The 24,330-nt window shown below is 56.9% G+C and carries 19 protein-coding genes; 12 read left to right on the forward strand and 7 right to left on the reverse strand.

The genetic code is table 11. The features are described from left to right. Positions 1-291: 291 nt before the first annotated feature. Positions 292-1,410 carry an NADH:flavin oxidoreductase gene (locus tag FFH90_RS16320; protein WP_019579029.1) on the reverse strand — a complete coding sequence of 373 codons (1,119 nt, stop codon included), beginning with the start codon at positions 1,408-1,410 and terminating at the stop codon, positions 292-294. A 102-nt stretch (positions 1,411-1,512) separates the two neighbouring features. Between FFH90_RS16320 and FFH90_RS16325 the strand changes: the two genes are divergently transcribed. Further along, entirely contained in the window at positions 1,513-1,902 is a 390-nt protein-coding gene (locus FFH90_RS16325; RefSeq protein ID WP_019579030.1) for a helix-turn-helix domain-containing protein, read from the forward strand. A 105-nt stretch (positions 1,903-2,007) separates the two neighbouring features. Here FFH90_RS16325 and FFH90_RS16330 read toward each other — a convergent pair whose 3' ends face one another. The 6 genes from FFH90_RS16330 to FFH90_RS16355 all read right to left on the reverse strand — a co-directional run bounded on the left by FFH90_RS16330 (position 2,008) and on the right by FFH90_RS16355 (position 8,276). Beyond that, positions 2,008-3,303 carry an OprD family porin gene (locus tag FFH90_RS16330; protein WP_111455235.1) on the reverse strand — a complete coding sequence of 432 codons (1,296 nt, stop codon included), beginning with the start codon at positions 3,301-3,303 and terminating at the stop codon, positions 2,008-2,010. Between the two features lie 286 nt (positions 3,304-3,589). Then, a complete protein-coding gene (locus tag FFH90_RS16335) occupies positions 3,590-4,285 on the reverse strand; it encodes a DUF4286 family protein (protein WP_019579032.1) in 696 nt (231 codons plus the stop codon). Positions 4,286-4,306: 21 nt separating this feature from the next. Further along, entirely contained in the window at positions 4,307-5,200 is an 894-nt protein-coding gene (locus FFH90_RS16340; protein WP_138867591.1) for a fumarylacetoacetate hydrolase family protein, read from the reverse strand. Between the two features lie 3 nt (positions 5,201-5,203). Further along, a complete protein-coding gene (locus FFH90_RS16345; protein WP_138867592.1) occupies positions 5,204-6,004 on the reverse strand; it encodes a 2-keto-4-pentenoate hydratase in 801 nt (266 codons plus the stop codon). Continuing rightward, positions 6,001-6,807, reverse strand: coding sequence for an IclR family transcriptional regulator (locus FFH90_RS16350; protein WP_138867593.1), 807 nt, complete (start codon positions 6,805-6,807; stop codon positions 6,001-6,003). Before FFH90_RS16350 ends, FFH90_RS16345 begins: the two co-directional genes overlap by 4 nt. Before the next feature lie 290 nt (positions 6,808-7,097). After that, a complete protein-coding gene (locus tag FFH90_RS16355; protein ID WP_138867594.1) occupies positions 7,098-8,276 on the reverse strand; it encodes a fumarylacetoacetate hydrolase family protein in 1,179 nt (392 codons plus the stop codon). Between the two features lie 120 nt (positions 8,277-8,396). On the opposite strand from FFH90_RS16355, the gene FFH90_RS16360 reads away from it, so the two are divergent. From FFH90_RS16360 to FFH90_RS16410, 11 genes are all read left to right on the forward strand, one after another. Further along, complete coding sequence (locus FFH90_RS16360) at positions 8,397-9,383, forward strand: LysR family transcriptional regulator (protein ID WP_138867595.1); 987 nt, start codon at positions 8,397-8,399, stop codon at positions 9,381-9,383. A 123-nt stretch (positions 9,384-9,506) separates the two neighbouring features. Next, positions 9,507-11,054, forward strand: a complete 1,548-nt coding sequence (locus tag FFH90_RS16365; RefSeq protein WP_138867596.1) for a UxaA family hydrolase — start codon at positions 9,507-9,509, stop codon at positions 11,052-11,054. Positions 11,055-11,114: 60 nt separating this feature from the next. Next, positions 11,115-12,695, forward strand: coding sequence for an aldehyde dehydrogenase (NADP(+)) (locus FFH90_RS16370; protein WP_138867597.1), 1,581 nt, complete (start codon positions 11,115-11,117; stop codon positions 12,693-12,695). Positions 12,696-13,025: 330 nt separating this feature from the next. After that, on the forward strand, positions 13,026-14,459 hold the full coding sequence (locus FFH90_RS16375) for an MFS transporter (RefSeq protein WP_138867598.1): 1,434 nt from the start codon (positions 13,026-13,028) through the stop codon (positions 14,457-14,459). A 115-nt stretch (positions 14,460-14,574) separates the two neighbouring features. Next, the gene (locus FFH90_RS16380; protein WP_225602878.1) at positions 14,575-15,462 is read left to right on the forward strand and encodes a shikimate dehydrogenase; all 888 of its coding nucleotides are present in this window, start codon (positions 14,575-14,577) and stop codon (positions 15,460-15,462) included. Between the two features lie 6 nt (positions 15,463-15,468). Further along, on the forward strand, positions 15,469-16,503 hold the full coding sequence (locus FFH90_RS16385) for a Gfo/Idh/MocA family protein (protein ID WP_111455245.1): 1,035 nt from the start codon (positions 15,469-15,471) through the stop codon (positions 16,501-16,503). A gap of 40 nt (positions 16,504-16,543) precedes the next feature. Beyond that, positions 16,544-17,284, forward strand: coding sequence for an NAD(P)-dependent alcohol dehydrogenase (locus tag FFH90_RS16390; protein WP_256663579.1), 741 nt, complete (start codon positions 16,544-16,546; stop codon positions 17,282-17,284). 2 nt (positions 17,285-17,286) lie between these two features. Beyond that, positions 17,287-17,991 (forward strand): YafY family protein, encoded by a 705-nt coding sequence (locus FFH90_RS16395; RefSeq protein ID WP_138867599.1) that lies wholly within the window; start codon positions 17,287-17,289, stop codon positions 17,989-17,991. A 311-nt stretch (positions 17,992-18,302) separates the two neighbouring features. Further along, positions 18,303-19,556 (forward strand): multidrug efflux RND transporter periplasmic adaptor subunit MexE, encoded by a 1,254-nt coding sequence (gene mexE, locus FFH90_RS16400; RefSeq protein WP_111455248.1) that lies wholly within the window; start codon positions 18,303-18,305, stop codon positions 19,554-19,556. Between the two features lie 15 nt (positions 19,557-19,571). Next, entirely contained in the window at positions 19,572-22,763 is a 3,192-nt protein-coding gene (locus FFH90_RS16405; protein WP_018926020.1) for an efflux RND transporter permease subunit, read from the forward strand. Continuing rightward, complete coding sequence (locus FFH90_RS16410; protein ID WP_018926021.1) at positions 22,760-24,181, forward strand: efflux transporter outer membrane subunit; 1,422 nt, start codon at positions 22,760-22,762, stop codon at positions 24,179-24,181. Before FFH90_RS16405 ends, FFH90_RS16410 begins: the two co-directional genes overlap by 4 nt. Positions 24,182-24,330 lie beyond the last annotated feature (149 nt).

Consider the following 24,330-nt stretch of genomic DNA (forward strand, 5'->3'; position numbering starts at 1 on the left):
GGATACTTCGCCGCAGCCTTGCTGCTCAATCGGTGGATTCCCGCGCCATGAAAAATCTAACTACATTACCTAGCAACACTGTGTAGCCTGCGCGTAAATGCCCGGGCCACACTGCAACGCAATCCTGTTTGCGCGGATGTTGAGTGGCCTTGACATGTTCGCTCAATTGAAACAGTCATTGCGCACTCAACAGCAGATTACGATCTCCACCTCGCAGCATCCGAGGCTAGACCTCTGATTCCTTCAGACTAAAACCTTTGTGGCATCACACTCTCCACTCCGCAGTAAGGCTCAAGCCAATTCGGCTAAAGATGCCGGATTGAATCCCTTCAGATCTGCGTAATCTCCATTTTCCACTTTGGCGACCCAATCCTTGTCACTCAGCAGAACACGCCCTACAGCGATCAGATCAAACTCTTCGCGCTCCATGCGTTCGATGAGCCGATCCAGGCTCGCAGGGATTGATCCCTTTCCGGCGAAGGCGTGAGTAACATCATTATCCAGCCCAACCGAACCAACGCTGATGGTTGTGGCTCCAGTGACTTTCTTTGCCCAGCCCGCGCAGTTCAGTCCGGTCTCCCCGTCAATTTCGGGAAACTCAGGTTCCCAGAAGCGTCGCTGCGAGCAATGCAGAACATCAACACCAGCCTCAACCAACGGCAGCAGCCAGTCTTCCATTAATGCAGGGGTGTCGGCGAGGCGCACGCCAAAGTCCTGCTGCTTCCATTGGCTAACGCGCATGATAATAGGGAATTCGGACCCGACCGCATGACGAACGGCAGACACGATCTCAGCGGCAAAACGGGAGCGCTCTTTGATAGTCGGTCCGCCATAACGATCGGTGCGCTGATTGGTGCCGGCCCAGAAGAACTGATCGATCAAATAACCATGAGCCCCATGGATCTCAACGGTGTCGAAACCCAATCGTTTCGCATCCGCCGCTGCCTTGGCGAATGCAGCAACTGTGTCTGCAATATCCTCTTCGCTCATCGCCACACCGCGCGGGTCGTTTGGCGAGTCGAGGCCAGATGGGCTTTCAACTGGCGCATCAGGCTCCCAGCCGCTGACGTCACGCACTGCACCGGTGTGCCAGAGTTGCGGCCCCATCCGGCCACCCGCATTGTGAACAGAATCGATCACGTTCTTCCATCCGGCTAACGCTGCCTCACCGTGGAAAAAAGGAATGTTGGAACCATTACGTGAAGCGGGACGATCAACGACGGTGCCTTCCGACAAGATCAACCCGACCTGACCCTCTGCCCGCCGCCGGTAGTAAGCAGTGCTCCCTTCGCCGGGGATGCCCTGCGGCGAAAATTGCCTCGTCATCGGCGCCATGACAATCCGGTTTTTCAGTTCAAGCGACCGGATGGAAAAGGGACGAAATAAAATGCTGGTATCTAGGTTTGACATTGGATGGACTCCGTTTGCTTTTGGAAGCCATATAAGTATATTTTGTAAACCAAATGTCAATTAGGCACTTAGAGTCGCCTAGGTATACATGAGGAAACTTCGATGCTGGAATTAAAGCCGCAATGTTTTTCGTCGGAGTGCCCAAGCCGGGCGCTGTTCGACCAAATCGCAGACAAGTGGTCGATGATGGTTCTGGCGGTACTTGATGACGGGCCGCATCGCTTTAATGCCATCAGGCGCCGCCTGGAGGGCGTCACTCAGAAGGCACTGACACAGTGCCTGCGACGGTTGGAACGAAATGGTCTCGTCTCGCGCCAAATCATTTCGTTCTCGCCTGTGGCAGTGCAGTATGAGATCACCCCACTTGGTCGAACACTGCAGCAGCCATTTCGCGAATTGCATAAATGGACGCTCGACAAATTGCCTGAAGTTGAAGCGGCCCGGTCGAAGTTTGACGAGGCCGCGGAGGCAAACCTACCAACGCCACATTAAGTGCCTAATTGACGCTGGGTTTATCTGCAACCGCCTGATGAAGTTATTACTGTTCAAGCGATCGCAGAAGTCACGCTGCCAGGTATTGGGCGAGCGAAATACTCGTCACAATAACGATATGGGATAATTAATAAAAATCCGGTTTTCATCAAACTCATTGGTGCTGAAATCCCTGCGAACACTCGAATTGCGCCATCTAACGCTGAGATTTTTCAGCGCGCCGGACTGCACAACGTAGGCCAATTCCGATTCTCGGCCCCATTCCTTGCCATCTGTTATCGAACCTGTGTGGACATTATCACCACTGATATATCGGTTCATTAATGTCAGTCCCGGGACTCCGAGCACAGCAAAGTTAAAGTCATGTCGTACCTGCCATGAGCGCTCCTGAGCGTTATCAAAACTGGAGTTATAGCTATCGTTGGCCAAAGTTCCGCCACTGGTGCCGTTGACCCGCATCCACGCGCTGTCGCCGGTGAGTTTTTGCAAGCCCACGTAAAAGGTGTTGCCGCCGTATTTGGCCGAGAGCAGGGCGAAGGTGGTTTTGTTGTCGAGGTCGCCAGCCAGGGCTCTGCCATCCTCCTTGCCGTTGAAGAAACCGAGATTAGCCCCCAGGATCCAGTCGCCCACGGGCTGGCTATGGGTGAGGTTGATGTATTGTTGCTGGTAGATATCGGTCAATTCGGCGTACCACAGACCGACCTGGGTGCGCTTGTCGTTGAAGGTGTATTCGCCGCCGCCGAAGTTGAAGCGGTCGGAGGTGAACGCGGCTTTGCCGTTCATGAACATGTCTTCCATGCTCGCGTCGTTGCGTGGGCTGTTGCTGCGAAATTGGCCGCCATAGAGTGTCAGGCCGGCGATCTCGTTGGAGGTCACCTGACCGCCACGAAACGTCTGTGGCAGAGAACGACCATCGTCAGAGCGCAGGATCGGCAACACGGGCATCCATTCACCCACCTTCAATTCAGTCTTCGACAGCTTGGCTTTCAGCGCCACGCCCAGACGCCCAAAGTTTTCGGCGGGGCGGCCGTCATCGTGGATCGGCAACAGTTGGGTACCGCCGGTGCCTTTGCCACCATCAAGCTTTTGAGAATAAAGACCCAATACATCAACACCGAATCCTATCGGCCCAGCGGTATAACCAGAGCGAGCGTCAAGGATGAAGCTCTGTGTCCACTCCTCGGCTTTGTTCTGTGGTGCGGCGCTGTTGGGATAGGCAGGATTGATGAAGTTGCGATTGATATAAGCGTTGCGCAAATTGAGAGTTGCGGTAGCGCCATCGACAAAACCGCTATTTTGATCGGCTTGAACAGCCGCTGACGAACCCGCGCAAACCGCAAGAGTCAGACTGATCAGAGAGTGATGTGCGGGCACGCTGCGGGAAATAATAGGGTAGCGCATGATGTTTTCTCACAATGAGTTATTATTGTTTTTGTTGCGATTTTTAGCTCGCGAATCAACTTGGTCACAGGCAGCTCGAAGAGCTAATTACCGAGAAACTGCGGGAATCCCTTATCTGTCTTGTAACAGTCCGTTATTGAGCAACTTGATAATTGTTTAATATCACCTTAAGCAAAACCCGAGCGTGCGCAGACGCGAGCCTGACTCAATGCCGGTAATGGCACGCTCGTGGGGAATTGCGTAAGAACAACGACTGAAAGTTAAAACGTACTCGAACGCTCGGCGATCAACCCGCACTCCCCGGCGTTTTGCAACGTGTGTATTCCAATTGATAAAGCGTGGTTTCTGGTCCCGTCGATTGCCCCTCCAACAGCCGTTTTAGCTCGGCCACAAAAGACTCGCCGGCGACACGAACGTAGTCAGGTGCACAACCTTCGATCATGACGATCCAGGCCGGTATTTGGGTCCCTTCGGCGCGGGCCTTTTTCTCTGCGGTTTCAACTCTGCTCACGGCCTCATCAGCTACACACAAATGCACGCCCGTAATACCTTGTTTATCAGCAAGAGGAGGAAGCACGCGTTGGCGCAATGCGTCTGACACCGATTTATGCTGGCCTTCGACAACATCGAAACGGACCGTTAACAAATACGCGCCCTGCCCTACACCGCTGGTGTAAGTAACCTCGCAGATGGATCGCGCGACGTTGCGATATGACTGCACCGACTGCTTTGTCCAAGCCGTCGGACTGTTGAGACGCGATAAATAATCCTGCCCGCCCAACACCTGCACAGTGTCAGCCTCATAGAGGTTGAAATAGGTCGGACCTGCATCCAGAGCGATGTATCGGCGCCCCCGTAAAAAGCCCGGAATTCCGGCCCGCTCAGGCATGTGTTCTCGGTTATGCCACTCATAGAACTCGTCCCGCGCTTCGGGCAAAAGATCATGCCAAATCGCGACTACACCTGTTCCTGCAAAGCTCATAGCGTTTTCCTCTAGCGATAGTCAGTCAACATTGGGATGGCGACCGGCGCCCCATGCAGCGCCCATTTCAGCAACGTAAGGAACCACGGTCTGAAATTGCTCACCCAGCCCTTGGCCACCGACACGCATGGTGTCACCCGCCTTGAGAAAAACCGGTGGTTTCTGCCCGAGCCCTACACCTGGTGGAGTACCGGTAATGATGACGTCACCCGGCATTAGCGGCATGAAGCGACTGAGGTACGCGACAATATGTGCAACGCTGAAAATCATCGTACGGGTATTGCCGGTCTGGAGACGTTTGCCGTTCACGTCGAGCCAGAGGTCAATGGCCTGCGGGTCGGCAATTTCGTCACGGGTGACCAGCCAAGGTCCCAGTGGTGCGAAAGAAAAACCGCTTTTCCCCTTGGTCCACTGACCTTCGTACTCCAGCTGATAAGCCCGCTCGGAAACATCATTGGCCAGGCAATAACCGGCGATGTGATCCAAAGCCTGCGACTCATCAATCTGCCAGGCGGGCGTACCGATGACGATGGCCAGTTCGACTTCCCAATCAAGCTTCTGAGCCCCCGTTGGTAAAATGACCGGGTCATTGGGGCCGCTGATGGACGCGGTGTGTTTGTTGAAGACCACCGGCTGGCTCGGGATAGGTGTATCCGTTTCAGCCGCGTGATCGGAGTAGTTCAGACCGATGCAAATCAGGTTCGGTACGTTGCCTACGCATGGACCAAGACGTGTGCCAGGCGCCACCACTGGCAGCTTTTCAACGTCAACAGCACGCAGTTTTTCAAGCACTGCAGGGCTCAGAGCCGACGCATCGATGTCATCGACAATGCCCGAGAGGTCTCGAACGATTCCTTGCGAATCCAAAACTCCCGGCTGTTCCTGCCCCGGCAAACCAAAACGAACTAAGCGCATTTGTTACTCCTCCAGCGTTGAGAAATGGACAGACAATGAGCCGGCTTCGCCGAACCGAACATGCAGTGGCTGGTTGACGGGCACATCGAGAACACCTGCATAGGACCCGGTGATAATCACCTGCCCTGCTTGCAGCCCTATCCCTTGTGTAGACAGAAAATTGGCCAGCCATACGATCGGCAACAACGGATTCCCGTCCGGATGGCGGCCCTTGATATTCACAAGCTCTGCCGTTGCATCGCTCAGGGTGATATCCAGTTCAGAGGGAATGCTGGCAGGGTTCGACAGCGTGATTGGCGCCCCGAATACCAGGCCGTGATTGAATAAACCGTCCGCGAGCAATTGCTCGAACGGCAGTGTGTGTGGATCGGTGTAACGGCAATCGATCACTTCCAATGCCAAGTGCACGTCGCTGATCGCAGCAACGATCTCTTCAGTTGTATAAGGCTCAACACGAGCCGGCAAATCATGGGCCAGGACGGACGCCAGTTCAGGCTCGATGCGCGCCTTATCGGCGTCGGCGGCCAGTCGGTAACGTTCGCCTTTTACGATGCTGTCGCTGTAGATCGGGGCAACGATCCACTTGCCAGCCGGGGGTAACGCACACTTCCACCCCCCCACGATTTTTCCAGCCAATGGCCCCACATGCTGCTGAATGGCAAAACCTTGTGCGAGGCTGCCTGGCAGGTTCGGGCCTGGCAAGGATGCCAGCCGAACACCCTCTAGCCGTGCACGGACCAGAGCGGCAGCGGCGACTTCCAACCCTGACCCCGCCTCGGTCCATGCAGGTGCGAGCTGGCTCATACGTTCTCCGTATGCACACTGTTCTGGCGCGGCCAAACCGTACCCAGCTTGTTGGCTGCATCTTCGAGCAGAGCATGCAATTGGTCATAACGTTCAGGCTGCATGCGCAAGACCGGGCCGGCGATACTCATCGTGCCAACCACAGTGCCAGATGGAACCAGCTTGACCGGTACGGCGATCGCCCAGACACCCGCCTCGGCTTCTTCAATGACCAAGCCATACCCGCGCTTGCGGGTCAGCGCCAGCTCGGCCAACAAGCCTTCGATGCTGTTGATCGCTTTCGGCCCCTGCCCCATCCCGGCATCAGCTTTCCCCAAGCCGCTACGCAGCGCATGCTCAATGGCCAGTTCATCCGGCATTGAGGCCAGCCAGGCTTTGCCATTGGCGGTGGCGTAGAGATTGATCGGCTTATCCATGGCTGGCGAATACATAAGCCCTGGCGCGGCGCCTTGGGCCGAAGACAGCCAAGACAAGGTGCCCTCGTTGACCACCGTCAGGCGCACCAACTCTTGGCACTGAACAGCCACTTGCTCAAGGATCGGCTGGACCAACTCAGGCAAACCAATTCCATGCAAATAGCGCTGCCCCAACAGCGCCAGCTTCAGCGTCAAGCGGTATTGCGAGGTGGCTTCATCCTGTTCTGCCCACCCTTGCTCGACTAACTGAGCAAGCACTCGATGAGCAGGCCCCTTTTCCAAGCTCAGCTCGGCTGCGATATCGGACATCCGCATCCAGCGAGCTTCACGTGCCAGCAGCTCAATAGCCTCCAGGCAACGGTCAACAGCACCTTTGACGACTCTCATATTTTTCTCGACTTATCTTTGACAATGAGGTGAATGTGAGCAACATTGTTCGTACTGGAACGACGTTCCAATAGTATGCAGGCGTCACCCGATAAGTCAAACCTGCTTGTACCTGGTTCGCCTTATCGAGACAGGGCTAGCCATGCAACCGGGTCTCCAGAAGGTGGGAGACGCCTGGCGGATATAAAAAACCGGACCCTTCGGATTCGGCTCTTTATCAATAGACGTGCACCCGTGTTTGTTCAATCGTTGCGGGAGAACACCCAATGCAGCTCACCCACCTGCCTTACCTACAGCAGCCCGCGGGCAGCAAGATTGTGCATCATCGCTCGCAAGCCGAAAGTCCAGGGCGCAGCCTCATGGCTGTAGGTGACTGTGTTGCGCAACGTGCCCAGCAACGGGCTCCCAATGCTGACCTCATCACCCTGCTTATGCGTAAAGCCGCTTCCCGGTGCCTCACGATCCTGGGTAGGCGCAAACAAGGTTCCGAGAAAAAGCATGAAGCCATCAGGGTATTGGTGATCACCGCCGACCGTCTGGGCCACGAGATCCAACGGATCACGGCTGATCAACGCCATGGAACTGCTGCCTTCAAGGATGAAGCCGTCGTCGCCCTGAACCTGCAAATCCACGACGCAGTTGCGCACGTCGTCGAGGGTAAACGTTTCATCGAACAGACGAATAAATGGGCCGATCGCACAGGACGCATTGTTGTCCTTGGCCTTGCTCAGCAGCAGTGCGCTGCGGCCTTCGAAATCACGCAAATTGACGTCATTGCCCAAGGTGACGCCATGCACTTGGCCTCGGCTGTTCACCGCCAGCACAATTTCCGGCTCTGGGTTGTTCCATTCAGACTTGTGATGGATGCCGATTTCGCTGCCACTGCCCACGGCGGCCAGAACCGGTGCCTTCGTGAAAATCTCCGCGTCCGGGCCGATACCGACCTCCAGGTATTGCGACCACATGCCTTGCTTGATCAGCACAGCCTTAAGGCGCATCGCTGCTGGCGAGCCCGGCTTGATTGCCCGCAAGTTATCGCCGATGGCTTCTTGCACCAAGCGGCGAACACTTTCCGCTTTTGCAGCATCGCCTCGGGCCTGCTCCTCGATTACCCGCTCAATCATGCTGGAAGCGAACGTCACCCCGGCTGCCTTGATGACTTGCAAATCTGCTGGGGGCAACAGCGATGCCTTGCCGGGATCGGCATGGCTGCCAGTGTTTCCAAGCAATTCCTCGACAGTCCCGACGTACCTGCCAGACGCCTGACGAACCGCCAACAACGGCGAGGTGTGTTCCAACAGTTCGCTCATTGTCGAAAAGACTTCAGAAAGATCAAACACACCGTCATCGCGCAGCACCACTGGCGAGGGGCCTGCAACCGCACCCGGGATCCAGGCACGGCCGATCAGTGTTCCGGCCAAGCCATCCACTGGCAGGGTGTTTTCGCGCGTCAGTTTCAAGTTCGCCATAGAGCTTCCAGATCAGTCGGCCATCAGAGCCGTAAAACTAATGGACCGCTCCCGTAAATCCCAATGAAAGAAACTCACTAATCAATGCTGTTTCGTTATCGACAGACAAGGCCTTATCCGATGGAAAACGATCAAATTACTTTTGCCAGTGTCTCCCGCTGGCTGAAGATCAAACATTTGGTACTGGTCAATAGCCTGGCCAAGACCCGCAATATGCACACGACCGCAGAACAGATGAATGTTACCCAACCGGCCATCAGTAAATTGCTTCGCGATCTGGAAGTTCTCCTGGGTTTCCCACTGTTTGAGCGTCAAACGCGCAGTCTGGTGCTTACTGAACTGGGAGAGTTCGTAGCCCGTTATGCGCGCATTACCTTGGAAGACACGGAGTCGTTCGTCGACCAGGTCAACAAACTGCGAAAAGGCGGGCATGGTCATTTAAAAGTCGGCACCATTTTCGCCGCGACATCAGTGGTGCTGCCTGAAGCGATCGCCAGCATCAAACGGGATCGTCCCCTCCTTTCTATCGAGGTGATCGAACAAACCAGCAACCACTTGCTGGAAATGCTCGAACAAAAAAAGCTCGATTTGATCATCGCACGCTTCACGGATGAGGCTTGTCAGCCTTTCGAATTTACCTCACTGGGACCTGAACCCTTCTGCCTTGTCGTGAACAGCACACATCCGCTGTGCCAACTTGAAGAGGTCCCCACCGAAGCACTCAGCGAATGGCCATGGGTCATGTATCCCTTTAATACGCCGATCCGACAACGCATGGAGCGCGCTTTCGCGATGTTCAAGATCGCCCCGCCAACCAACACAGTGGAGACCATTTCGATGCAAACCTTCCTGCAATTGCTGCAGTCTGGGCCAATGCTCGCCATGCTCCCCGAGTCCATGGTCCAGTCGCAACTGCAAAATGGGCAGCTTCAAATCCTCAATACGCCCTTCAAAGTTGAATCTCAGGATTACGGGGTTATCACTCGCAAGGATGAGCCCCTGTCAGAGCCAACGCGGATGTTTGTTGCGACCTTATTAGAGTTCGCCAGACTGCGGCAAACGGCTACGGAGAAGAAGCACTGCAGCGATCCACGTAAAGGTCGATGAGGCAAAGTTATCGAGCAATCGAAAGCTCTCATTAGGCAGCCATTTCTATGAATCCTATAGTGCCGGCACAAAAGTGCGGCGCTATGAGTGACCGCGCACCACCCAGCAGCCCGTGAGGATGCGATGGAACTGATCATGAAAACCGGCGCAGCAGCTGTGCTGCGTTTGAACCCGCTGGACGATGTGCTCATCGCACGCCGACCGCTACTCGCTGGCGAAATCCTAGAGCAGGAAGGCGTGACCATCCGGCAAGCGATTGTGGCGGGCCATAAAGTGGCCTCCCGGCGTATCGAAGCCGGTCAACCGGTAAGGCGCTATGGGCAAATCATTGGTTTTGCGGTTGTCGACATAGAAGCAGGCGAGCATATCCATGTGCATAACCTGGCCATGGGGGAATTCACACGAGATTATGCTTTCAGCGTCGATGCGAAGCCCAACTTCAAGCCGAGTGAAGCCCCATCGTTCATGGGTATCGTACGCCCGGATGGACGCGTCGCGACGCGCAACTACATTGGCATTCTGACTTCAGTGAATTGCTCTGCCACAGTCGCCCGCGCCATCGCAGACCATTTTCGTCGGGACATCAATCCCGCTGCACTGCAAGCGTATCCAAACGTCGACGGTGTTGTTGCTCTGACTCATTCTGCCGGCTGCGCCGTTGATCCTGCGGGCGACGGTTTGAGCATGTTGCGCCGGACATTGGCCGGATATGCGACCCACGCCAACTTTGCGTCCGTGTTGGTGATCGGTTTGGGTTGCGAGACGAACCAAATCGATTCATTACTCACGACGCAAGGACTAACCCGTAGTAATACACTGCGCACATTCAATATCCAGGACAGTGGCGGTACATCCAAGGCCATCGCCAGTGGCATTGACCACGTGAAGGAATTGCTTGGCGAGGCCAATCAGATTCAGCGCGAACCGGTCAGCGCTCGCCATCTGACCGTCGGGCTTCAGTGCGGTGGCTCGGATGGTTACTCCGGTATTACTGCCAACCCTGCGTTGGGCAATGCAGTCGATCGCCTGGTCGCCTGCGGCGGTACCGCGATTCTTTCTGAAACCCCTGAAATCTATGGTGCCGAACACTTACTGACACGGCGGGCTGTAAACCGTGAAGTCGGCGAAAAACTCATCGCTCGAATTCATTGGTGGGAACGCTACTGCGAGCGTATGGGAGCCGAGTTAAACAATAACCCCTCTGCCGGCAACAAGGCAGGTGGCTTGACCACCATTCTGGAAAAGTCGCTGGGCGCTGTGGCAAAGGCTGGCTCCAGCAACCTGATGGATGTCTACGAATATGCCCAGGCCGTCACTGCCAACGGGCTGGTTTTCATGGACACCCCTGGCTATGACCCCGTCTCCGCAACCGGCCAAGTCGCCGGTGGTGCCAACCTGATTGCGTTTACCACCGGGCGCGGATCGGCCTATGGCTGTGCCCCTGCCCCATCAATCAAGCTGGCGACTAATAGCGCCTTGTGGGCTCGTCAGCGAGAAGACATGGACATCAACTGCGGCGAAATAGCCGAAGACACTTTGACCATCGAAGAGTGCGGTGCAGCGATCTTTGAAACCATGCTGCGCATTGCCTCGGGCGAGCGCAGCATGAGCGAACAACACGGATACGGACAAAATGAGTTCGTGCCTTGGCAGATCGGCGCCGTCACCTGATTTTCAGTCCTGGGAATGCCTTGCCCAGCTATCTCTTGCACATTCAACCTGGAGACAACGATGTCCCTCATCACCGGCCAGAATTTTATCGGCGGTCAGCGCAGCGCCGCCGGCACTATCATCGTCAAGAGTGTGGATGCCAGCACGGGGGAAACCCTACCCTATGCCTTCCACCAGGCGACCTCGCAAGAAATCGAGGACGCTGCCCATGCAGCCTACAACGCCTTTTCCAGCTACCGCAGCCTGAGCGCGAGCAAACGGGCTGAGTTTCTCGATGCCATTGCCCAAGAGCTGGATGCTTTGGACGATGAGTTTATTGCCCTGGTTTGCCGTGAAACAGCATTGCCTGCAGCTCGTATCCAAGGCGAACGCGCACGTACCAGTGGTCAAATGCGCCTGTTTGCAAACGTACTGCGGCGTGGTGACTTCTATGGCGCTCGCATCGACCAAGCGTTACCACTTCGCAAGCCGTTGCCACGCCCTGACCTTCGCCAGTACCGCACCGCCATCGGTCCGGTTGCTGTGTTTGGTGCCAGTAATTTCCCGTTGGCTTTCTCCACGGCCGGCGGCGATACCGCCTCCGCGCTCGCGGCTGGCTGTCCGGTGATATTCAAAGCCCACAGCGGCCACATGGCGACTGCAGAACAGGTCGCCAACGCGATTATCCGGGCGGCCGAGCGCAGTGGCATGCCTGCCGGTGTCTTCAACATGATTTATGGCAGTGGCGTAGGTGAAGCCTTGGTAAAACACCCGCTCATCAAGGGCGTTGGTTTTACCGGCTCGCTCAAAGGCGGTCGGGCATTGTGCGACATGGCCGCCGCTCGTCCCGAGCCCATTCCAGTCTTCGCCGAGATGTCGAGCATCAACCCGGTCGTGATCCTGCCCCATGCCCTCTCGCGTCGGGCCGACAGTATCGCTCACGATCTTGCCGCCTCGGTGGTTCAAGGTTGCGGGCAGTTTTGCACCAATCCCGGACTGGTGGTTGGCATTCGCTCGGATGCATTCAGTGCCTTTCAGAATAGAGTGGCGGCGTTAATAAACGACCAACCGGCACAAACAATGCTCAACGCAGGCACCCTGCGCAGCTATGCGGCTGGATTGCAGAACCTGCACGCGCACCCCGGCATCGTGCACCTGGCTGGCAGTAACCAACAGGGTCACCAGGCGCAGCCACAATTGTTCAAAGCCGACGTAGAGTTGCTGCTGAAAGGCGACAAGGTCCTTCAAGAAGAAATCTTTGGCCCCACGTCGATCTTCATCGAGGTCACTGACCAGGCGCAACTCAACGCTGCCATCAATGCCCTTCACGGACAATTGACCGCTACCTTGATTGGTGAGCCAGAAGACCTTACGCAATTCGTAGAGTTGACTGCTTTGTTGGAGATGAAGGTTGGTCGCATCCTCATCAATGGCTACCCAACCGGTGTCGAGGTCTGCGATTCAATGGTCCACGGCGGCCCTTATCCTGCGACTTCCGATAGTCGGGGCACCTCGGTCGGCACTTTGGCCATCGACCGCTTCCTGAGACCCGTCTGCTTCCAAAACTACCCCGATGCATTGCTTCCCGATGCTCTCAAGAACGCGAATCCGTTGAACATTTCGAGGCTCGTCGACGGTCATCTCTCGCGAGATAGCTTGTAGGTTGGCAAACGGGCAAGACGGCGTACTACGACGTTAGAACCTGTCGTTGGCGTCATTACCCATTGTATGAAGCAACAGTGCTGAGCGCTTGACGCGTCGGAGCCTGTTCATCCTCTTACAGCCTATTCGCTCAATTGCACGAGCGGGCTTTAGCGTGCTCGCTCGGCTTGGCGACGACCGTCAGGCGTCTGAACTCAACACCTCACAATAACCAGCATCACGCCTTGATCGAGCAAGGAACGACTCCCTTGACATTGCGGCGATTCTGGTAACAGAATTACTGATGGAACGCAGTTACAATAACAACAATTGAGAAACCGGAGACACATTATGAATCAGAGCATACCGATCGACGCTCATTCCAAAGGCCAGTCAAAGAAAGCCGCAGCTAGCGGTTGGATCGGCTCAGCACTGGAGTATTACGACTTCTTTATCTATGCGACCGCGGCGGCCTTGCTGTTTCCACAGCTCTTTTTTCCATCTGATAACCCTGCGGTCGGCATCATTGCCTCTCTTGCCAGCTTTGGTGTGGGCTATATCGCCCGGCCGATAGGCGCTGTTGTCCTAGGGCATTTGGGTGATCGCCACGGCCGTAAAACGGTTCTGGTTTACTGCATGTTCCTGATGGGCTTCTCGACGATGTGTATCGGACTTCTGCCAACATACCAGCAGATCGGGATCTGGGCGCCGGTGCTGCTTGTGACGTTGCGCCTGATTCAGGGTTTTGCGGTGGCCGGGGAGATCTCCTGCGCCAGTTCCATGATTCTCGAACACGCCCCGTCCGGCCGCCGTGGTTACTTCGCGAGCTTTACCCTCCAAGGAGTTCAGGCCGGGCAATTGCTCGCGGCAGCAGTCTTCTTGCCTCTCGCTCATTTTATGCCTGCGGATCAGTTCACTTCCTGGGGTTGGCGGATTCCGTTCCTGCTCAGCGTCATCGTAGTCATCCTGGGATATATCATTCGCCGCCAGGTCGACGAAACACCTGTATTTGCCAAACAAAAAACGCAAGGCGAAGCTACTGTCCTGCCAGTTGTCGAAGTCATCCGGCAGAGCTGGGGTGATCTCTTGCGTGTGATCTGCATGGCACTTGCTGCGGTGATCGCCATTGTCGCCTCGGTATTCGGCGCTACCTATGCGGTTCAACCGGCCTATGGAATCGGTTTCCCTGCAGGCGTCTATTTGTGGATTCCTCTGCTGGGCAACATGTGTGCGGTAATCCTGATCCCCTTCGTCGGTAACCTCTCAGACAAGATCGGCCGCAGGCCCCCAGTCATTATTGGCGTTCTCTGCGCGGGACTGCTCTCTTACGCGTATCTGTACGCTATCAGCATCCATAACCTGTGGCTTTCACTGGTTCTCTCCGTACTCATGTGGGGCGTCGCCTACCAGGGTTTCAACGGTGTATTTCCGAGCCTCTTTCCCGAATTGTTCCGTACGCGGGTGCGTGTGACCGGCATGGCCATCGGACAGAACATAGGGACCGCGATGACTGCGTTTCTCCCGGCAATCTTCGTCACTGTTGCGCCCCCCGGCTCTGACAATATCCCGCTAAGAATCGGCTCTCTTACATTAGGTATCTGTGTTATCGCTGCGATCGCGGCGTTCACTACACGCGAAACATACCGGATTCGCCTTGAAGATCTCGGCAAGCGCAACGCAGTGCCTATTGCCAAAGAAGAATACGATCGTATGCGGGCCGAAGCGATGCGGGGCACAGCTCAGACAGCCGTCCCGAATGACCTGGCTAGCCAACTGCGTTCGTAACGACCTTCGACGATGACACTGGTGCGACCATTAGGTTTTCGCGACCCACAGGCCCGATGGGCAGAGCAGCATCATGCGGTCGGCACTTGCCAATGCATAGCCATCGACGCTGTGCATGCCCAAGAAGCCAGCCAGCGCTCCTCTTCCCGTCAACATCAAATATCAGGCAATCATGGCCTCACATATCACAGGAACAACTCGGCTTTATGGATTGGTCGGCCATCCGCTGGCGGCTGCCAAGTCTCCGCAACTATTCAACCGACTCTTTATAGAACAACAGGCAGACGCGGTTTGTATTCCATTGGAGGTCAAGGCCGATGACCTGTCCTCGTTCGTGGTCGGTGCCAGAGCATTGAACAATCTCGCCGGCATCCTGGTCACCATGCCTCATAAACAAAGGATGCTGGCTCTTGTCGACGAACTTCATCCGACTGCTCGTCAAGTGGGTGCAATCAACGTCATTCGTTGCGAGACAGACGGACGCTGGGTCGGTGCCGTATTCGATGGCCTCGGCTGTGTTCTTGGCATGCAATGGGAAGGCTATCATCCAGCGAACAAGAACGTTCTTTTGGTCGGAGCTGGGGGCGCAGGCAGAGCGATCGCATTTGCCGTCGCATCGGCGGGAGCTCGATCGCTCACTATCTCCGATGTCGACGAACACCGAGCCGAGGATCTGGCGAAAGCCGTTGCTGCCGAAACAGGTTGCATCACGCTTTCTGGCCCACCCGACCCACATGGCTATGAAATCGTGATCAATGCCACGCCGCTTGGCATGAACAAGAATGATCCTATGCCTGTGGATCCCGAGCGACTCGAACCCGGCACCCTCGTCGTGGATATCATCAACTCGCCGGAATCGACACCGCTTTGCGATGCTGCGCGTAAAAGAGGTTGTCGCACCCAGGACGGGGGCCCCATGCACAAAGGCCAGGCGTTGCTTGCACTACGCTTCCTTGGGTTCGATTACCACCCCGATAACGTAACAGCACCGCGCCAGGAGTGAGTACACATGAAAGTTGCGTTACTGGAGGTCAGCCATTGGCATGTCCCGCTGTATCTGAATGCTCTTGAGACCAACGGGGTCCAAGTGGTGGCCGTATCGGATTCGGAGCACGTGAAGGGTGAAGCAATTGCCGAGCGATTCAAATGCGCGTTGTATAGCTCATCCTATGAGTTGCTTGAGCGCGAGGAGGTCGATTTTGCTTTCGTGTTCGGCAGGCATTCGGAAATGCCGTCGCTGGCAGAGGCCGTGATTGCACGAAACATTCCCTTTGCCCTGGAAAAGCCCTGCGGCATCAACATGGCACAGGTCACACGGCTACGTGAGCTAGCCGAGCAAGCCAATCTCTACTGTGCTGTACCGCTGATCTTCCGCATGAGTGAACTGCTTGGCGCACTGCAAGATACTGAGGGACGCTTGCCTGCGGACTTCAACTACATGTCTTTCCGTTTCATCGTAGGTCCGCCCGCTCGTTATGAAACTGCAGGCTCAGGCTGGGCCATCGATCCCGCTTTTTCAGGAGGCGGATCCACGATCAACGTGGCTACGCATTTCATAGATCTCTTCAGACTATTGACCGGTAAGGAGGTCTCGCGAGTCTCAGCCGTTATGAATTCACTCACGCATCGGGGTGCCGTCGAAGACTATTCGGTATTGACCCTGCAGACTGAGGATGGCGTGATCGGTGTTGTGGAAACAGGATACAGTTTTCCCAGCACCGCCGACGAGCAACGCGAGTTCTCCTTCACCCTTTCATCTGATCACATGTATGCCAAATCCGGTCCCGACCGAATCGAAATAAGGGATCGACAGAACCTTGCGGCCGGCACTCGAAGCCGCCGACTACAACTGGACACAGACGTCTATTACCCACTGTTCGTCAAACAAGTGCTTGCTGAGTGCCGTAACGGGGCCAAGCCAATTGCATCATTACGCGACGCCGAGGCAATCATGCAGGTCATGGACGCTGCCTACGATTCAGCTCGGCAAGGAGGTACGCTTTTGACACTTACGCCGACTCCACAGCAGCGTTGCGTGGGATGACAAACTGTAATGGCCCGCCCGGCATTGAAGAACTTCATCCATGATTTGTTCCGGCACAGTTTTATCGGTCGGCCCAGGCGTCAAGCGGCTGAAGGTGGGCGATGCGGTTTTCGGTCTGGCCCGATTCAAAGAAAGCGGCGCGTTTGGCGAAGCCGTCATCACAAAAGAAGCATTTCTAGCGCATAAGCCCGATGATGTTTCATTCGAGGATTCCGTGTGTCTGGGCACGCCCGGTATAACCGCTTGGAACGGACTAATCGACAAAGCGAAGCCGCAAGCCGGCCAGCACGTTTTTGTAAACGGTTGTGCCGGTGCCGTCGGCGAAGCAGCCGTACAAATAGCGCTGATACATGGCGCTGTCGTCTCGGGCAGTTGCAGCGCCAAGGACATCCAGCGAGCAAAGTCGCTGGGGGTGCAGACCGTCTATGATTATCGGAACACGCAGGTATCGAGTATCGCCACACGATTCGATTTGGTTTACGACACTGCGGCGACGCTACCGGTTTCGACAGGCATTGGGATGTTGCGAGCGGGAGGCGTGTTTCTGGATCTGAACCCAGGCCCTGGCAAGTTTATTCGAGCTATTTTTGATCGCAGACTCAAACCAATCATCGGATCACCGCGCGCTGAAATTCTGGATAAGCTTGCCAAAGCGGCCAGTGAGGGACGCTTCAGGATCCCGATAGGAAAAACCGTTTCCCTAAGCGACGCTATTCAACTGATCGGGGAACTCGAAAAAGGTCGAAAACTCGGCGGTAAAGGCGTCATCGAAATGGAGTAGGAATGTCCAGAAGTGACCGATTGTTTGAACTGATGCAAGTTCTCCGTCGACATCGCAGAACGGTATCGGGACGGACACTCGCCCAGGAGTTGGGGGTGTCACTTCGCACCATACGTCGCGATGTACTGACACTGCAGGGTATGGGGGCCGACATCGAGGGTGAACCTGGTTTGGGCTACGTTCTCAAGCCTGGATTTCTTCTTCCCCCTCTCTCATTTACAGAAGAAGAAATACAAGCGCTTGCAGCCGGCGCCCAATGGATCAGTCGTCAGATGGACGACAAGTTTGCCTTCGCTGTTAATAACGCATTGGCCAAGATTAACGCCGTCTTGCCTTTGGAAATGCGTCCGGCCTTCGACGATGAGACATTCTACGTAAGTAGGCCCGCCACTCTTTCCACACCGATCGACTTAAGCGAAATCCGCCGTGCACTGCGCGACCAATGCAAGTTGCGTATCACGCTATCGATTGCTCATGCGCCTGTTGATGAGCAAATTATCTGGCCGATCATGCTGGGGTTTATCGAATCCAAGCGTTCCCTGGCGGCATGGTGCGAGGCTGACAGCAAGTTCCGGGTGATAGACCTGGATGACGTCGCACACGCTGAGGTGCTTGTCGAACGCTACTCTCGCAATCGTCGCGGGCTGATTAAGGAATGGCGAGCTCAGGAAATCCTGCCTTGTAACAGCCGCGGCGAGACTTGCTGAACGGAGTCGAGCATACGTTGGTTGGAGCTTCGTGTGACGAAAACAAACAGTTCGCAAAAATTCCCGGGGCGCGGGGCCCCATCCATCCTCAGCGAAGGCCGCGACACGGTTTCAAGCCAGACCTTTGCACTCCACGCAACACACAATTGTCATCATTTCATTTGATAGCCGGCTAACGAAAGGTGCATGCTAGAGGGCTTGCTTCTGGCTTATATCATTCCGAATGATAGTTACCTTTGCCTCGTTCGATTCGTTTGATATCGCCCCGCCAAGCATTATCCGCCCATCTCAATACATTGGCGGATGCATCCATGGAACAGTCACTCAAACATTTGCGCTTCCCCTTGGCCCTGTTGGCCGTGATGGTGATGAGCGCCTGCGGCAAGACTCCGGACGCTGCCGCCACCATGCCCGCGGCCAAAGTCAGCGTGGCCAAGGTGCTGGAGCAACCGGTCAACGAGTGGGACGAATTCACCGGGCGCCTGGAAGCGCCAGAAACGGTAGAGATTCGTCCACGGGTCTCCGGCCAGATCGATGACGTAACCTTCACCGAAGGCGCATTGGTCAAGAAAGGCGATCTGTTGTTCCAGATCGACCCGCGCCCGTTCCAGGCTGAGGTCCGCCGCCTCGAAGCCCTGGTGGCGCAAGCTCGCGCCACGGCTACCCGCAGTGAAAACGAAGCCCAACGCGGTGAACGCCTGCGCACCAGCAACGCGATTTCCGCCGAACTCGCCGACTCGCGCACCAGTGCCGCTCAAGAGGCTCGCGCCGCCGTCGGTGCACTCCAGGCGCAACTGGACCTGGCCAAACTGAACCTGAGCTTCACCCGCGTGACGTCCCCAATCAGCGGTCGTGTCAGCCGTGCGGAAATCACCGCCGGCAACCTGGTGACCGCCGACACCACCGCGCTGACCAGCGTAGTGTCCACCGACAAGGTTTACGCCTACTTCGACGCCGACGAGCGTGTGTTCCTCAAGTACAACCAGCTCGCCCGCCAGGGTCAACGCGGCGCCACTACCCCGGTTTACATGGGCCTGTCCAATGAAGACGGCAACCCGCACCAGGGCCAGATGAACTTCGTCGACAACCAAGTCAACCCGAAGACCGGCACCATCCGCGGTCGTGCGGTGTTCGACAACAGAGACGGCAGCTACACCCCGGGTCTTTATGCACGCCTGAAACTGGTGGGCAGCGGCACCTACTCCGCGGTGTTGATCAACGACGAAGCGGTCGGTACCGACCTGGGTAAAAAGTTCGTGCTGGTGATGGATGCCGACAACAAAACGGCTTATCGCCCCGTCGAGCTGGGTCCGAAAATCGAAGGTTTGCGCATCGTGCGCAGCGGCCTGAACAAAGACGACACCATCATCGTCAAGGGTTTGCAACGGGTTCGCCCTGGTTCGCCGGTCAGCCCTGAAGTGATCCCGATGGCCAGCAAGGAAACCCTCGCGGCCCTTGCTCAACAACGACAAGCGCTGGAAGCCAGCAACCTGCCCCAAGTCGCACCTGCCAAGGTCGCGCCGGGTACGGTTGTGAAACTGGCTGCTGCGACTCCACGCGGTTAAGGGGCAATTACTCCGATGAATTTCTCCCAATTCTTCATTTCACGGCCGATCTTCGCAGCGGTACTGTCGCTGCTGATCCTGATCGCCGGTGCCATCTCGCTGTTCCAGTTGCCGATCAGCGAATACCCGGAAGTGGTGCCACCGACCGTGGTGGTCCGTGCCAACTTCCCCGGCGCCAACCCTAAAGTCATCGGTGAAACTGTGGCTGCTCCTCTGGAGCAAGCCATCACCGGCGTCGAGAACATGCTGTACATGTCCTCGCAATCCACCGCTGACGGCAAGATCACCCTGACCATCACCTTCGCCCTGGGCACCGACCTGGACAACGCGCAGGTGCAGGTGCAGAACCGCGTGACCCGGTCCGAGCCCAAGCTTCCCGAGGAAGTGACGCGCATCGGTATCACCGTCGACAAGGCGTCGCCCGACCTCACCATGGTTGTGCACTTGACCTCGCCGGACAAACGCTACGACATGCTCTACCTGTCCAACTACGCCTTGCTCAACATCAAGGATGAGCTGGCGCGTCTGGGCGGTGTCGGTGATGTGCAGCTGTTCGGCATGGGCGATTACTCGCTGCGGGTGTGGCTCGATCCGAACAAGACCGCTTCGCGCAACCTGACCGCCACCGATGTGGTCACCGCGATTCGTGAACAGAACCGTCAAGTGGCGGCCGGTGCCCTGGGTGCTCCGCCTGCACCGAATGCCACGGCATTCCAGCTGTCGGTCAACACCCAAGGCCGTCTGGTGTCCGAGGAAGAGTTCGAGAACATCATCATTCGCTCTGGCGAAAATGGTGAAATCACTCGCCTGAAAGACATTGCTCGCGTCGAGCTTGGCTCCAGCCAATACGCCCTGCGCTCCTTGCTGAACAACCAACCGGCGGTGGCGATCCCGATCTTCCAGCGCCCAGGCTCCAACGCGATCCAGATCTCCAACGACGTTCGGGCGAAAATGGCCGAGCTGAAGAAGAACTTCCCGGAAGGCATGGACTTCAGCATCGTCTATGACCCGACGATCTTCGTGCGCGGTTCCATCGAGGCGGTGGTTCACACCCTCTTCGAAGCACTGATCCTGGTTGTGCTGGTGGTGATCCTGTTCCTGCAAACCTGGCGCGCCTCGATCATCCCGTTGGTGGCGGTGCCGGTTTCGCTGATCGGTACGTTTGCCGTGATGCACCTGTTCGGCTTCTCGCTGAACGCCCTATCGCTGTTCGGACTGGTATTGGCCATCGGTATCGTGGTCGACGATGCGATCGTGGTGGTGGAGAACGTCGAGCGAAACATCGGGCTCGGACTCACTCCGGTAGAAGCCACCAAGCGTGCGATGCGTGAAGTGACCGGCCCGATCATCGCGACGGCGCTGGTGCTGTGTGCGGTGTTTATCCCGGCCGCGTTCATCTCCGGCTTGACCGGTCAATTCTACAAACAATTCGCCCTGACGATTGCGATTTCGACCGTGATCTCGGCTTTCAACTCGCTGACCTTGTCGCCAGCACTGGCCGCTGTGTTGCTCAAGAGCCATGACGCGCCAAAAGACCGCTTCTCCAAGGTGCTGGACAAGATATTCGGTGGCTGGTTGTTCCGTCCGTTCAACCGTTTCTTTGACAAGGCCAGCCATGGCTATGTCGGCACCGTGGGCCGGGTAATCCGCAGCAGCGGTATCGCCCTGCTGCTGTACGCAGGCTTGATGGTGTTGACCTTCTTCGGTTTCTCCAACACCCCGACCGGTTTCGTACCTGGCCAGGACAAGCAATACCTGGTGGCGTTCGCGCAACTGCCGGATGCCGCGAGCCTGGACCGTACCGAAGACGTGATCAAGCGCATGTCCGACCTGGCCCTGAAACAGCCTGGCGTGGAAAGCGCGGTGGCCTTCCCTGGCCTGTCGATCAACGGTTTTACCAACAGTCCTAACGCCGGCATCGTGTTCGTCACCCTGAAGCCTTTCGACGAGCGTAAAGACCCGAGCATGTCCGCCGGTGCGATTGCCGGTGCGTTGAACGGCCAGTACGCCGGGATTCAGGAAGCCTACATGGCGATCTTCCCGCCACCGCCGGTACAAGGCCTGGGGACCATTGGCGGTTTCCGCCTGCAGATCGAAGACCGGGGCAACCTGGGCTATGACGAGCTGTACAAAGAAACCATGAACATCATCGCCAAGAGCCGCAGCGTGCCGGAACTGGCCGGTCTGTTCACCAGTTACACCGTGAACGTGCCGCAGGTCGATGCCGCCATCGACCGGGAAAAAGCCAAGACCCACGGCGTAGCCGTCAGCGACATCTTCGACACCCTGCAGATTTACCTGGGTTCGCTGTATGCCAACGACTTCAACCGCTTCGGTCGCACCTATCAGGTCAACGTTCAGGCCGAGCAACAGTTCCGCCTCGAATCGGATCAGATCGGTCAGCTGAAAGTGCGTAACAACCGTGGCGAGATGATCCCGCTGGCGACCTTCATCAAGGTCAGCGACACCTCCGGGCCAGACCGCGTGATGCACTACAACGGCTTCATCACCGCTGAAATCAACGGTGCGGCAGCCCCAGGCTACAGCTCCGGCCAGGCCGAGAAAGCCATCGAGAAACTGCTCAAGGATGAACTTCCGAACGGCATGACCTACGAGTGGACCGACCTGACCTACCAGCAGATTTTGTCCGGCAACACTGCGCTGTTCGTGTTCCCGCTCTGCGTACTGCTGGCGTTCCTGGTGCTCGCGGCTCAATACGAAAGCTGGAGCCTGCCACTGGCGGTGATCCTGATCGTACCGATGACCCTGCTGTCGGCCATTACCGGGGTGATTGCCTCGGGCGGCGACAACAACATCTTTACCCAGATCGGCTTGATCGTACTGGTGGGACTTGCGTGTAAGAACGCGATTCTGATCGTCGAGTTTGCCAAGGATAAGCAGGAAGAAGGTCTCGGCCCGCTGGCAGCGGTACTGGAAGCTTGCCGTCTGCGTCTGCGGCCGATCCTGATGACCTCCTTCGCGTTCATCATGGGTGTTGTGCCACTGGTTTTCTCCAGCGGTGCGGGTGCCGAAATGCGTCATGCCATGGGTGTGGCGGTGTTCTCCGGGATGCTCGGGGTGACCTTCTTCGGTCTGTTGCTGACGCCGGTGTTCTACGTATTGATTCGCAACTTCGTGGAGCGCGGTGAGCAACGCAAAGCGGCCAAGGCACTGAAATTGGAAAAGCAACTGGAGGCGCAACAATGAGCCTGAAAGCCTTCCTGCCGAGCCTGCTGGTACTGGCGCTGAGCGCCTGTGCCGTCGGCCCGGACTATAAAACCCCAGCCACCGAGGCGGCCAACATCACGGCCGCCAACGATGGCAGCGCCGGTCAGAAGAACTTCGACCGCGCCCGTTTCGAAGGCATCTGGTGGCAGCAATTCGACGATCCGACCCTCAACCAGTTGGTGAAGCAATCCTTGCAGGGCAACCGTGATTTGCGTGTGGCTTTTGCCCGTTGGAAAGCGGCCCGGGCGATTCGCGATGACGCCAGCAATGACGCCATGCCGACCATCACCAGCCGCGCGAGCAGCGATCTGGGCAAAGGGCAGATTCCGGGTCAGACCACCAAACGGGTCAACAGCGAACGCTATGACCTGGGCCTGGACATGGCCTGGGAACTGGACTTGTTCGGTCGCATCCAGCGCAACCTGGAATCCAGCGACGCTGAGCAGCAAGCGGCCGAAGCCGATCTTTACCAACTGCAAGTCACCATGATTGCCGAACTGGTGGACGCCTATGGCCAACTGCGCGGCGCGCAACTGCGAGAAAAAATCGCGCTGGCCAACCTGAACAATCAGCAGGAGTCACGCAAGATCACCGAAAGCCTGCGTGACGCCGGTGTTGGCGATCAGCTGGACGTGGTTCGTGCCGATGCGCGCCTGGCGTCTGTCGAAGCCAGCGTGCCGCAACTGCAAGCCGAACAGGTTCGTCAGCGCAACCGCATCGCCACCCTGCTGGGTGAACGTCCGGACAAACTGACCGTCGACCTGAGTCCAAAAGACTTGCCGGCGATCGCCAAGGCCCTGCCCATCGGTGATCCGGGCGAGCTGTTGCAACGGCGTCCGGACATCCGCAGCGCCGAACGCAAATTGGCGGCTGCCACCGCCCGCATCGGCGTGGCCAAGGCTGATTTGTTCCCTCGGGTGAGCCTCAGCGGTTTTCTTGGCTGGACTGCCGGGCGCGGTTCGCAGATCGGCTCGTCGGCGGCCAATGCCTGGGCACTGGGCCCGAGCATCACCTGGGCGGCGTTCGACCTGGGCAGCGTGCGCGCCCGTTTGCGCGGTGCCGATGCTGAAGCCGAAGGCGCCCTGGCGACCTATGAGCAGCACGTATTGCTGGCACTGGAAGAATCGGAGAACGCCTTCAGTGATTACGGCAAACGCCAGCAGCGCCTGATTTCGCTGATTCGTCAAAGCGAATCAAGCCGCGCCGCTGCGGACCTCGCCGAAATTCGCTACCGCGAAGGCACCGTGGACTTCCTCGTCCTGCTCGATGCCCAGCGTGAGCGTCTGGCAGCCGAAGACACCCAAGCCCAGGCCGAAGTCGATTTGTATCGCGGCATCGTCGCGATCTACAAAGCCCTCGGCGGCGGCTGGCAGCCAGAGACGGTCGCCAGCAAGTAATGCTTTAACGTGCCCCTTTGGTTGGCCGCAACCCAACCAAATTCTTTGCCCCGTGCCTCATTCGGTCACGGGGCTTTTTTTTGTCGGTCTTTAATTCAACGCATATCCCTGTGGGAGCGAGCCTTTGTGGCGAGGGGGCTTGCCCCCGT

Origin of the sequence: Pseudomonas sp. ATCC 43928 (assembly GCF_005938665.2) — a bacterium.
In the GTDB taxonomy this organism is placed as follows: domain Bacteria; phylum Pseudomonadota; class Gammaproteobacteria; order Pseudomonadales; family Pseudomonadaceae; genus Aquipseudomonas.